This window comes from Psychrobacter piscatorii (assembly GCF_904846415.1).
GTDB lineage: Bacteria > Pseudomonadota > Gammaproteobacteria > Pseudomonadales > Moraxellaceae > Psychrobacter > Psychrobacter piscatorii.
The window spans coordinates 74,628-86,903 of sequence record NZ_CAJHAR010000001.1 but is presented as its reverse complement, the minus strand read 5'-3'; the positions used below and the strand labels follow the sequence as shown (position 1 = coordinate 86,903).

Sequence of the window (12,276 nt, the reverse complement as noted above, 5' to 3'; positions counted from 1 at the left end):
GCAATTAGTGCTACAACTGGTACTAATTGCGCATGTTAATATTTAAAGTGATAGCGCATGTCAGTGTTTTATTTCATTTACTAACAAGGAGGTTAGTATGTCTCGTCAACCCAAAATGTCCAAACGCACGCTCGAGCAGTGGCTCAGCGAGTACGCGGTCAGTCACCAAAACTTGGTCAATAAAAAAATCCATTGGCTATGTGTGCCAACGATTTTTGTCAGCCTGCTGGGCATGGGAATGTCGCTGTCTGTGTGGTTTACTCTCGTACTGAGTGCGTTGGTATTACTGTTTTATATACACTTATCTACGCCGCTATTTTTGGCAATGGGGCTGTTTATTCTGATTTGTCTGTCGGTCATGGCAGCAATGCCATGGGGATTCAAAGCGTGGGCGGCAGTATTTGTCGTTGCTTGGATTGGTCAGTTTATTGGTCATAAAATCGAAGGCAAAAAACCCTCATTTTTTGAAGATTTACAGTTTTTGTTAATCGGTCCAGCATGGGTCGCCAACAGTTTAATGCAACGCAAATAATCATTAAATTGTCGCATCAGTTCTGCAAACATCCAGTATAGCTGTACTGTCTTTAATTTTTATTATTCATAAAAAAACGCCATCCAATGATTGGGTGGCGTTTTTTTATGTGACATATATTTTATTTAGGATATTTCCTAAAATAAAGCAATAAGCTGCTTATCTTAAGCACCAAACACTTTCATACGCTCATCAAGTGGCTTGAATTCTTTGTCGCCCGCTGGCTGCTCAATCTTACCAAATACCATTTGTGCTTTTAACTCCCAGTCTGCATCGATATTCCAAGTGCTCGCGACTTTTTGATCGATTACTGGGTTATAGTGTTGCAAGTTTGCACCGACATCAATGCTTGCTAGTGCCGTCCAGATGACGTACTGATGCATGGCGTTGGTTTGAGTTGCCCAAATTGGAAAATTATCAGCATACAAAGGCGCTGCTTCTTGCATGCCTCTTACCACTGCTTTATCTTCAAAGAACAATACCGTGCCAGCACCCGCTCTAAAACCAGCAATTTTTTCTTTAGTTGACTTGAACGCTTCTTCATCACCAACGATTGCACGTAGTGCGTCTTCAGTCATATCCCATAGTTTATGATGCTCGTCACCGAATAACACAACGACACGCGTTGATTGCGAGTTAAATGATGATGGTGTATGCAAGACAGCATGCTCAACTACTTTGACGACTTCATCGTTAGATACTGGCAACTGGTCGCTTAGTGCATAAATAGTACGGCGTTTCTCTGCTAATTGCTGTAAGTCTTTTAGTTCTGACATAATACTTCTCCATATTATTGTAGGAATGATTTGCTTTGGGTTGATAGACCTTGTCAATCTTATGATCAACAAGTTTTTATAAAATAATTTGTTTATTTGCGCTATTATCGGAACAATTCACTTAAAACCCCATAACTTTTTTGTAAAAAAAACTTAACGATAGTGATTGTCTTTGAAAAATAGGTTAATAAATTTTGCGTGTTGATAATTAGCCTTTGAAGCCTTTGGGTAGTTCTGGTGCCATCAGACGCTGCATATCAGAATCAACCTTGCCAAAACGCTCATGGCCATTATTCCAATCGATCACTGACTGCTCAAGCTCTTCTTTGTTATCAGCGACAAAGTTCCACCACAGTAATACTCGGTTATCTAAAGGCTCACCGCCAATAAACATCAAGCGTGTGCCTTTCTTGGCAACCAGCGTTATCGTTGTATCGTTATTAACGTCTGTACGATGAAAGCGTAATAATTGGTCTTTTTTATACACCTGACCTTCAGACTCTAACGTACCGACAACCACCAAAACACCGTACTCAAAGCTTGCTTCCAAATTCAGCGTGACGTCCCCATCTTCTAAAAAATGCACATCAATCCCAACCATCTTTGAGTACTGCAACGTTGGCGCTTGATAGTGCTCACCAGACGCTGATTTGTAACTACCCGTAGTCAGAATCAGCTCGACGTTGCCCTCAGTCCATGTTGGCAGCTCCGGATAATGGTGAAAACTGCGTTCAATCTGCTGGTCAGTGGGTAAAGCGATCCACAGCTGTACCATATTGATATGACGCTCAGCGACGCTTGAGTGAGCAGCATCTGAGTCAGCACTGTCCAAAAACACGCTTTGCTCTGTATGGCTGATACCTTGTGTCAGCCCAGTACCTGCCGTCATGAGGTTGACTTGGTTTTTGGCAATGACTTGCGCGCTACCCAAGCTGTCTTTGTGTAAAATCTCACCCTCAATCATCCAGCTAAACGTCTGTAGATTGGTATGCGGATGGCGCCCAACTTGCACCCCTAAATCATCTTGAGCAAACTCAGCTGGCCCTGCATGATCCAAAAAGCACCACGCGCCAATGGGCTGTTTGCCTTTGTTAGGCAGTAATCGAGCAATAGGAACACCGCCAACCTCAGTCATTCGTGGCTCTAGAGTTCTAATTGTCATGTGACACCTCTTGGTATATGCCCTATTTATTTACAAAGATAGCGGTACTTCCATCACCAATACTTTTGCAGCCTCTTCCGCTTCCATAGTGAAGTGCTTAGTATCCCAAACTCCAAGGCTGTCTCGAGTAGACAAAATGTTACCGTCTATCACGATTGTTCCTGCAATCACAAAAATATAAACACCGTTATTAGAGTTGTTTAGCTGATAGGTCTGCGTCACGCCTTTATCAAACTCTCCCATGCTGAACCAAGCATCTTGATGAATCCAAACCCCTGCATCATCCACATTTGGCGATAACACTTGATTAAACTGGTTGGATGTCATGATTGTCCCCATATGCACTTGCTGATAGCGAGGGGCAACGTTCATTTTATTTGGCATGACCCAGATTTGTAAAAACCTTACGGCTTCTTCACGACTACCATTCATTTCACTATGGGTGATGCCTGTGCCCGCTGACATGACTTGGATCTCACCCGTCTCAATCATGCCTTCATTACCGATGCTATCGCCATGCGCAAGTTTGCCAGCTAAAGGAATGCTGATAATTTCCATATCACGGTGCGAGTGGTTGCCAAACCCTTGACCACCAATGACAAAATCATCATTAATGACACGTAACACCCCAAAGCCCATACGCTCAGGATTATAGTAATTGGCAAAGCTAAAGGTATGACGGCTTTTGAGCCAGCCATGGTTGGCATTACCGCGGGAGTCTGCTGCATGATAGATCGTTTTCATTATTTATCCTTAATTATCAACACGTTTATCATCTATATATTTGTTATTAATTCACGTGATTGAACAATGTATCTATTATAATTGTTGACTATACAGAGATAAACAGACGTAAATGCAAATAACTATTCTTTTTATTAGAACAATCATGAGGCATCGATAATGGGACAGTTAGAAGACATGGCGATGTTTGTACGCATTGTCGAGGCAGGCAGTATTACCAAAGCCGCTGAGCAATTAAATATTGCAAAGTCAGCTGTCAGCCGCCGCCTACAAGACTTGGAGACGCGCCTAGGCACTCAGTTGATCAGCCGTACGACGCGCCACTCTCACTTGACACAAGCAGGTGAGCAGTACTATCAGCAGGTCAACAGTATCTTAAACGCGGTTGATGCCTTGAACGAGACTACCAGTGATACGCCAACACGCATTGGCGGCACGCTAAAGATGACAGCGCCGTTATCGTTTGGTCTTATGCATCTGACTGATGTGATTGATGAATACGCCAATCAGCACCCAAACCTGAAGTTTGAGTTGGATTTTTCTGATCGGCATGTTGATTTGATTGAAGAAGGATATGAGCTGGCTATTCGAATCAGAGAGCTACGAGATTCTAGTTATCAAGCAAAGCCGCTGGCACGGATTCGTTGCGTCATCTGCGCCAGTCCCGACTATCTAAAAAGAATGGGCACACCTGATACATTAGAAGATTTAGAGGGGCATGAGTTTTTGCAATACAGTCTTGGTCAAACAAACAGCATAGAGCTGATTGATGCCCAAGGGAAAAAGCATTATCACGCGATGAATGCCAAAATTAAAGCCACCAATGGTGAGTTTTTAACGGATTTGGCAGTAAAAGGACATGGCATTACTGTCATTCCAACTTTTATCGCTTATAAAAAACTAGCACACGGCGAGCTTGTACCGATTTTGCAGCAGTATCAATTGCCAATACTAAACGCGTATGCCGTCTATCCAAAAAATCGATTTTTATCGCAGCGTTGTCGTTATTTGATTGACTTCATTGCCGAGCGCTTTGGTGATCATCCCTATTGGGATGATTTTTGATAGGAGTTGATTGCGCAAGGTTATTCTTTTACAAAGTATAGCGCCGTAGTTACTCTACGAAGCGCTCTGCTCTCAATAATTTCACTCTACTCAGTAATCGCTGAGATTTGACCAATCAGCTTCTTGGTCTTATATCTTGCTTCTGCTAATGCCATCTTGTCTTGTGCCACAACGGTCAATACACATGGCTTGCCGATATAGTCTGTTTTGACAAATAGCATGTTGCCAGACGTGGCTTCAACGATTGTGATATCGCACTTACCTTGTTTCATCTGGGTAGCTGATGAGTCGCTGAGCGCTGATAGCGTACTGCTCATCGCCGCAAACTTATCGGATTGGTTGCTCAACTCTTTGATCGAGAAGCAGCTGATAGGAAAACCGTCTGTGGTGCATAAGCTGACCAATATGATTTCTCTATTGGCTTCACATAAGGCTTTCATGTGACCTAAAAGTGCTATTTTCGCTGGTGATTTTTCGTTTTGTGTAGTCATATCTAACATCAACCTTGATTGTTCAGGGTATTAAATAATGATAATAGAGACACGGCGGACTCTTTGTTTCTAGGATCTGTATTGATTACTGGAGCAACTATATCGTGCTCCATCAGCATGACTCTAATTTCTTGTCCGAGCGCTGCCAAGCTTTGTTTATCAGCATCTTCACAATGTGTAATACCAATAATACAAGTCGTCTGCTTTTCTGCTGGTGCAAAAAAATGTAGCAGTTTATCTAAGTTAGCATAATCAGGCGTCTCACCATGCTTGATCAAGATTAGCAAACCCCACAAGGAGTGATTGACGAATTCCCACAAAAACGAAAAACGCTCTTGACCTGGAACCCCATAAATACCTAATGCCATATCATCAGACAGGGTGATTCTTCCATAATCAATACCGACGGTGGTGTACTCTTTACCAATATCAATACTGGATTTTGCTTCTGTCTCGAAAGGACTTATCTCACTTAAAGTCTTAACCATTCGAGTTTTTCCGGCGCCCACTTCACCAATGATAGCTAGCTTTTGATAATTCAATTTTTTACCTCATTCCTAAGAATCTTTTGATCGCACCGTAAAATTTGTTAGGTTTTTTTTCACTAACCTTTTGCTCATCTACTGGCTGTGCGTCTGTCACATTTAGTATACCTGATTGCTCAAATCCTACTATCATTTTTGTGACTTGATCAAGTGAGCCAAACTCACCACTATCCACTAACGCATCAAATGGATACGGTTTCTTAGTCAATTTAACACACAAATCCATAATCATTTGAGGGTTACTTTCATGATTTAAGTCAGGCCAAGCCAATAATTTGAGACTTTTGCCTTTATAATCCTTTTGGGAGGCGTTATTAGATTTTTTTATGTCAAAGAAAGGCTGAATACGCTTGGTTTGTAGTTCATCAAAACTATTTAAAACCGCACTGTTATTTTCAATAAAAGTATCAAAAAAAGTGCCTTTATCTACAAAGTCAAACACGCTGACGCCCCAATTATCAAAGCTGCGCTCTGTCACATCCTTTTCAAGAAAAACCCAAATATCTTTATGTCTAGGATCAGATGCTATCTTGGCCATCAACTTATCTACTGCTGCATAAGGGCCTTCAAGTACTTGAAGATACTGCCCTTCGCGATAGGATATGATACCAGTGATTTGCAACTCTGGATTATGCTTGCTAGAGACTCTGACAATATCTGATAATCCAGCAGGCATACGAACACTGCGATCTTTGATAGGCGCTCTGCTGACATATGCAACACATTTCATTTTGTCACCATTTGATAGAACATCCAAAACTCAATAAATTCTTTATAACTATATATAAAATAATAATTCGTTATACACAGTACGCATATAACGAATTTGACCTTATTGCTCATAATGTTTGACACACTATCAGCAATAAGCTGGACTCAACAAACCAACGACGGTTTGATTCATTTTAGCCAAATTATATTTCTAATTTGCTTTCAATTGATTGTACTTTACGGCGTGCCAATGCAAGGTTCGCTTTTGATTTATCAAGTACTAGGTAGATGAATAAATCTTCATGACTGGCTGTCGGACGAATGATGTGCAGCTGAGACTCTAGTGTGATCAACATATCTTCGATTTCACCTTTGATGTCTAGTGATTTCATCGTTGCTACTTTTGCTTTTACGACTTGCGAGTTACCAGCAGCAGCCAGTTCTAAATCAACACCGCCACCAATCATACCTAGTACCATACCTGACATGTAATCAACGATACAGGCACCCATAGCACCATCAAGATCCATTAATTCTTTCAAAGACTCATTAATATTTGACATACTTTTTTCCTATCCATTTGTTTGTGTGTAGATGAGATAATTTCTCTTGAAAACGCTTGTGCAATTCAATCGTAATAAACTGCTTGATACTTATTCACTACTTACCTAATTATTAGATAAACTTAAATTATTTGATTTATATTGAAGAAAGTGATGATAATTCAATACAGACATTTAAGTGTGTTTTTAGGTACAGGAACTATAGCGTGCTCGTAAACAAAGCCGTCATCCCATATCAATTATTATATTCTATATAGCAACTCAGAGCACATTTGTACCTAACCATTCAAGAACAAATAACGACCGCTGAGTAGGAAAAACCATAACAATCAATAATCATTCTACTTTAGGGCGCAAAATTGCATTTTTGATTTTGAATTTAATAGATTTTTTCGCAGGCTTCATCAAACAATAAGAGAAACATAATGTCAGATTTACTCATAAAAAATGCCCGATTGGCCAATCGAGAAAACTTGGTCAATATCAGCATAAATGGCTCTCATATTGAGAGTATTGACAACATCTCGGAGGCATTTAAAAATAATGACAATGAGCCAACCGCTATTTTTGATGCTAAAGGCCGTTTTGTCTGCTCAGGATTTTTTGAGAGCCACATTCATCTTGACAAAGCCTGCATCCTAAATCGTTGCACGATAGAGCAAGGCGATTTAGACGAAGCTGTTGAAGAAACTAGCAAGGCGAAAACAGAATTTACAGAAGCAGATGTATTTGAACGCGCATCAAAAGTGATTGAAATGTCCATCAAAAAAGGCACGGTTGGTCTGCGTAGTTTTGTCGAAACCGATTCAAAGACAGAAATGCGGGCGTTTAATGCAATAAAAAAAGCGCGGGATAAGTACGCATTTGCCATTGATATAGAGATTTGTGCTTTTGCCCAATCAGGATTAACCAATGCGCCACATACCTATGAGCTATTAAAACTCGCATTGTCGCAAGGCGCTGATTTAGTTGGCGGTTGTCCTTATAAAGATGATAACCCTGACAAACATATCGAGATGGTGTTTGATTTGGCAGAACAATTTGACGTCGATGTTGATTTTCATCTCGATTTTGATTTGGATCCAAAAAACTCCAGCATTCCAAAACTGGTGGAAGAAACCATCAAGCGCCATTACCAAGGCCGTGTGTCTATCGGCCATGTGACCAAACTGTCTGCAATGGACAAAGACAAGCGCACAGAGATGGCAGCGTTATTGAAAATCGCTGATATTACTTTGACTGTTTTACCTGCTACCGATATATTTTTGAATGGGCGGGATTATGATTTGCTAATTCCTAGAGGCATGGTGAATGCTAATGAGCTTTTAGAGATGGGTATCAATACGACCCTCTCTAGTAATAATATTTTGAATGCTTTCACACCTTATGGCGATGCCTCATTGGTCAGAATGGCGAATATGTACGCCAATATCGCACAGTTGGTAAAAGATAAGCAGATAGCAGATGTGTTCAACATGATTACCAAGAATGCAGCTCAGCTACTCTCAAAGCAGACAGAGATAGCAGTAGGAGCACCAGCGACGTTCGTGATACTAGAAGCAAAAGATGCGGTAGAGACGATTAGAACCAACGCTCAAGCATTAGCAGGCTTTAAAAATGGTAATCAAACATTCTGTAATGACGCCGCTCGCATTTGTTTTGAATGATATAAACGATATCACTTGGGGATATTCAATTAGTTGAAAGACTGAATCTATCAAAGCGCCACATGTCTAAAAATTTTTATTAATTTAAAAGTTATTATCAAAAAGTATCATGACTAAAATCATAAAAGCATCATCCGACTACTCATTGGATGATGCTTTTTGCGGCTTATATACGCCTACTTTACTATCACGCTTAGATATCTACACTCTCAAATAAAGCAATACGTGTCTCACCACGAATAACTGCACTCACATAATGCTTCAGATCTTAAGATAAGAAATAAGTTAACTATTATAAAAATAGCATTATTTATAAACTGTCCTTATTAAAATCATTGCCTACTCACCCTCTTACTAATCGTCACCCCCGTAAAGCCAAACAGCAATGTTAATAGTAATGACAAATAACAGAAGAATGCATACGGCAAGTAATCCAGCACTGGCACCCCTAATGCCTGACTGATAAACACCCCGCACACACTCCAAGGCACCAATGGATTAATCACCGTTCCTGCATCCTCAATCGTCCGCGACAAATTCTTCGGATGTAGGTGCAAGCGCTCAAACGTTGAACGAAACGCCGTACCAGATAATAAAATACTTAAATACTGCTCCCCGATCAGCACGTTGATGCTCAGTGCCGACATCGCTGCCGCAAAGATCGCTCGTCCTGATGTTGTCAGTGTGTCCTTAATACCGGATAGTAATGCTGGCAGAATACCTAATGCCGTCAGCAGACCACCTAAGCTTAATGCCAGTATCACAATCGCCTGTGTAAAGAACATACTCTGTACACCGCCACGCGACAGCATACCGCCCACCTCACCCAACTCTAATGACTCAGCAGGCGCATAACCGGCAAACAAATAACCACCTAATTGACCAAAGCTTGGTGAGCTGTGCATATAAGTAATGATGAGTGCAGCGGCAATCGTACAGATAATCGTATAAATCGCATTGACCCGAAACAGGGCTAACCCTACCAATATCACAAAGGGTAATACTGAATAACCATGTACCAGACCACTCTCTATTAGCTGACCTTGTAAGACAGTCACTTGACTCAGATCAGCACTGGTCGTTTGCCCTGAGAAAAACCAGAACAAGATGACTGTCAGTATCCATGCAGGGACTGTCGTATACATCATGTTGCGAATGTGCTCAAACAGATCAATACCCACCACAGAGGACGCAATAGTACAAGTATCAGACAAAGGCGACATCTTATCACCAAAGAACGCACCTGATACTACAGCACCCGCCGCTATCGCCACATTGGCATCAAAGGCATTGCTCATACCAATAAAGGCGACACCAAGTGTTGCTGCGGTAGTCAAACTACTACCCAAAGCGATACCGATAATAGAGGTCAAGATAAAGGCGGAGATATAGTAGTACTCAGGTGAGATCAGCTGAAAACCAAAGTACATCAAAGTAGGAATAGCCCCTGACATCATTAAAGCCGCAACCATCAAACCAATAAAGAAGAACAAATAGATGGCACCAATACCGCGCATGACGCCTGAGGCCATTTGTGCTTGCATGTCATCAAAGCTCAGACCTTTGGTCATACCGATAGCGAGTAGCACGCAGATGGCCAATATAAGAGACAGGTGCGGTACCCAGCCAAAGCCAATCATGGTAACGCCCATGATGGCGATGACGATGGCTGAGATAATAAAGGCGAGCTTGGCGCTGATCTGGGTGAGCGGTTTTGGTGGCATGACGTGCCCTTATATTGCTTATAGATTGAAAATACTCAAGTATTTAAGTTGATACGTCTAGTGCATAGCACCTATGACAGTTATTACTATATTCTCTTCTTTCCATAGAGCGTCGACTTGTCCTTTGTCTTCCGTTATTTATCTAAAAAGTAGCGCTAAGTTGGATTTTACGCATAAAAAAAAGCCTCACTATAAAGTGAGGCTTTTTACGCTTTTTCAAGCCATATTTGGAGCGGGAAAAGAGATTCGAACTCTCGACCCCAACCTTGGCAAGGTTATGCTCTACCACTGAGCTATTCCCGCTTATTATCGAATCATCGTGTTGTTAACAACTACTCCGTCTCGATAGGCTGGCTATTTTAGCAAATATTCTGTGGGTGTCAACACCTTTTTTAAAAATTATGGCTAATATTTTTAGTCCAGACCTTCGTTTTTGAGGAAATGTAACATAAGCAATTGATTTAAAAACAGGAATTACTTTTAGAGAAATATAAATTATTTTATATTAATAATAGCACTTTGAGGTTTATCCTCTGTCATTGATACCTACTACTTCAGCTAAACCTTATCAGTCTACAATTTACCTTATGTGACGTTTGTACATGACTATAAATTTTTTTGCTATCACTAAAAGCAAAACGTTACTTCATTATGAGCAATGTCTGTTTCACTTACAATCATACGCTCTATTGTTACTTTTCCTATCTTGGTTTTACTTGGTTAACATTATTATACTTATCTACAATGACAGCTCGAACAGGCTTTTACTATCTTAGTAGGTAATTGGGCATCGATAAAGAGCCATAAAAAATAGCGCCATTACCTGCTGCAACGCGATTTACTTTGTTTGATTTTGCTTTTTACCATTTATCGAGAGGATGCTTTTCATGAAAAAACTATTGACCACTAGTGTGATGGCGGCTTCATTGTCCGCGCTGACATTGACTGGTTGTACCAGTACGACCAATACTGGTGCCATTGGCGTCGATCGCCAGCAGTTATTATTGGTTTCTAGCGAGCAAGTATTGCAGCTATCTGCACAGAGCTACGCTAAGACATTGCAAGATGCGAGATCAAAAGGTGTATTGGATACCAATACTGCTCAATTAAATCGCTTGAAAAACATTGCTAATCGTTTGGTTGGTCAAGTGGGTGTTTATCGTGCAGATGCAGCAAAATGGAAGTGGGAAGTACATACGATCAAATCTGACCAGTTGAACGCCTTCGTTATGCCAGGTGGTAAGGTTATGTTTTACTCAGGTATCATTGACCGTCTGAACTTAACTGATGATGAGATTGCTGCGATCATGGGGCATGAAATCTCTCACGCATTACGTGAGCACTCACGTGAACGCATCTCACGCGAATACGCGACCCAAACAGGTATCGGTGTTGCTGCCAGTATCTTTGGTCTATCACAAGGTCAAGCGCAGCTAGCAAGCGTTGCCGGTGATCTAGGTTTAAGCCGTCCACACAGTCGTACCCAAGAAAGTGAAGCCGATCAAATTGGTCTTGAATTAATGGCACGCGCAGGTTATAACCCGCAAGCCGCTATTACTCTATGGCAAAAAATGCAGCGTGCGAGCCAAGGCGAGCCGCCTCAATTCCTAAGCACTCACCCAACGAGCAGCAGCCGTATCGCGGAGCTACAATCGTTGATGCCAAAAGTAATGCCACTGTATCAAAGGTCGCGTCGTTAATACATCGCCTTCTACTTTGATATTTGATTTATTAAATGTGTAAATATGAAAAGCAAAGTACAACCAACGTGTTGTGCTTTGCTTTTTTACTGGGGTTTGCTTAGACAGTAAAGGCTTTTTAATCAAGTGCTATACCGATTGCTCTGTCTGCTATAATGCCAATAGATATCATTTGCAGATTGCCTAATAGAATTGCGCAATATACATTGAAGGATTGTTATGAGCACTACACCTACCGCCGATGCACTTCATGCCAAGCTACAGGCTCTAGAGCCGCAGCACATCGAACTAATCAATGAGTCGATGGCTCATGCTGGTTATTTCGAAGGCAAAGAAAGCCATTTTAAGCTCGCTATCGTCAGTGAGGCGTTCGAGGGCAAGCGACTGGTCGGGCGTCATCAGCTAATATATGGACTGGTTACGCCTTTATTGACGTCACAAGGCGGTCAAGTACATGCCTTAGCCATTCATGCCTACACACCGACAGAATGGCAAGGTCAAAGCCCTGACAGCCCATTATGCGCAGGTCAAAATAAATAGCTGACGATAAAATATTTTAAACAAGCCCATATAATGCAGTTCTAGCAGGAGCGATA

The 12,276-nt window shown here is 41.3% G+C and carries 13 protein-coding genes and 1 tRNA gene; 5 read left to right on the top strand and 9 right to left on the bottom strand.

The genetic code is table 11. The features are described from left to right. Positions 1–97 precede the first annotated feature (97 nt). On the top strand, positions 98–532 hold the full coding sequence (locus JMX83_RS00395) for an Mpo1 family 2-hydroxy fatty acid dioxygenase (RefSeq protein ID WP_201597985.1): 435 nt from the start codon (positions 98–100) through the stop codon (positions 530–532). A gap of 164 nt (positions 533–696) precedes the next feature. On the opposite strand, the gene JMX83_RS00390 is transcribed toward JMX83_RS00395, so the two are convergent. The 3 genes from JMX83_RS00390 to JMX83_RS00380 form a co-directional block, all read right to left on the bottom strand. Next, positions 697–1,308 (bottom strand): nitroreductase family protein, encoded by a 612-nt coding sequence (locus tag JMX83_RS00390; protein WP_201597984.1) that lies wholly within the window; start codon positions 1,306–1,308, stop codon positions 697–699. A 208-nt stretch (positions 1,309–1,516) separates the two neighbouring features. Next, complete coding sequence (locus JMX83_RS00385; RefSeq protein ID WP_201597982.1) at positions 1,517–2,470, bottom strand: pirin family protein; 954 nt, start codon at positions 2,468–2,470, stop codon at positions 1,517–1,519. Between the two features lie 30 nt (positions 2,471–2,500). Next, positions 2,501–3,214 carry a pirin family protein gene (locus JMX83_RS00380; RefSeq protein ID WP_201597980.1) on the bottom strand — a complete coding sequence of 238 codons (714 nt, stop codon included), beginning with the start codon at positions 3,212–3,214 and terminating at the stop codon, positions 2,501–2,503. A gap of 159 nt (positions 3,215–3,373) precedes the next feature. On the opposite strand from JMX83_RS00380, the gene JMX83_RS00375 reads away from it, so the two are divergent. Then, positions 3,374–4,279, top strand: a complete 906-nt coding sequence (locus JMX83_RS00375; protein WP_201597978.1) for a LysR family transcriptional regulator — start codon at positions 3,374–3,376, stop codon at positions 4,277–4,279. 86 nt (positions 4,280–4,365) lie between these two features. Here JMX83_RS00375 and JMX83_RS00370 read toward each other — a convergent pair whose 3' ends face one another. The 4 genes from JMX83_RS00370 to JMX83_RS00355 all read right to left on the bottom strand — a co-directional run bounded on the left by JMX83_RS00370 (position 4,366) and on the right by JMX83_RS00355 (position 6,589). Further along, the gene (locus JMX83_RS00370) at positions 4,366–4,770 is read right to left on the bottom strand and encodes a roadblock/LC7 domain-containing protein (protein WP_201597976.1); all 405 of its coding nucleotides are present in this window, start codon (positions 4,768–4,770) and stop codon (positions 4,366–4,368) included. A gap of 8 nt (positions 4,771–4,778) precedes the next feature. Beyond that, a complete protein-coding gene (locus JMX83_RS00365) occupies positions 4,779–5,312 on the bottom strand; it encodes a GTP-binding protein (protein ID WP_201597974.1) in 534 nt (177 codons plus the stop codon). A 4-nt stretch (positions 5,313–5,316) separates the two neighbouring features. Then, positions 5,317–6,072, bottom strand: a complete 756-nt coding sequence (locus tag JMX83_RS00360; protein WP_201597972.1) for a BLUF domain-containing protein — start codon at positions 6,070–6,072, stop codon at positions 5,317–5,319. 157 nt (positions 6,073–6,229) lie between these two features. After that, positions 6,230–6,589, bottom strand: coding sequence for a hypothetical protein (locus JMX83_RS00355; protein ID WP_201597971.1), 360 nt, complete (start codon positions 6,587–6,589; stop codon positions 6,230–6,232). Positions 6,590–7,014: 425 nt separating this feature from the next. On the opposite strand from JMX83_RS00355, the gene JMX83_RS00350 reads away from it, so the two are divergent. Then, complete coding sequence (locus JMX83_RS00350; protein WP_201597969.1) at positions 7,015–8,256, top strand: amidohydrolase family protein; 1,242 nt, start codon at positions 7,015–7,017, stop codon at positions 8,254–8,256. A 332-nt stretch (positions 8,257–8,588) separates the two neighbouring features. On the opposite strand, the gene nhaC is transcribed toward JMX83_RS00350, so the two are convergent. After that, positions 8,589–9,980, bottom strand: coding sequence for a Na+/H+ antiporter NhaC (gene nhaC, locus JMX83_RS00345; protein WP_201597967.1), 1,392 nt, complete (start codon positions 9,978–9,980; stop codon positions 8,589–8,591). 228 nt (positions 9,981–10,208) lie between these two features. Beyond that, positions 10,209–10,283 (bottom strand) — tRNA-Gly (locus JMX83_RS00340). Between the two features lie 584 nt (positions 10,284–10,867). On the opposite strand from JMX83_RS00340, the gene JMX83_RS00335 reads away from it, so the two are divergent. Together JMX83_RS00335 and JMX83_RS00330 are read left to right on the top strand one after the other, a co-directional pair. Further along, positions 10,868–11,680 carry a M48 family metallopeptidase gene (locus JMX83_RS00335; protein WP_201597965.1) on the top strand — a complete coding sequence of 271 codons (813 nt, stop codon included), beginning with the start codon at positions 10,868–10,870 and terminating at the stop codon, positions 11,678–11,680. Positions 11,681–11,899: 219 nt separating this feature from the next. Continuing rightward, complete coding sequence (locus JMX83_RS00330) at positions 11,900–12,220, top strand: BolA family protein (RefSeq protein ID WP_201597964.1); 321 nt, start codon at positions 11,900–11,902, stop codon at positions 12,218–12,220. Positions 12,221–12,276: the final 56 nt, after the last annotated feature.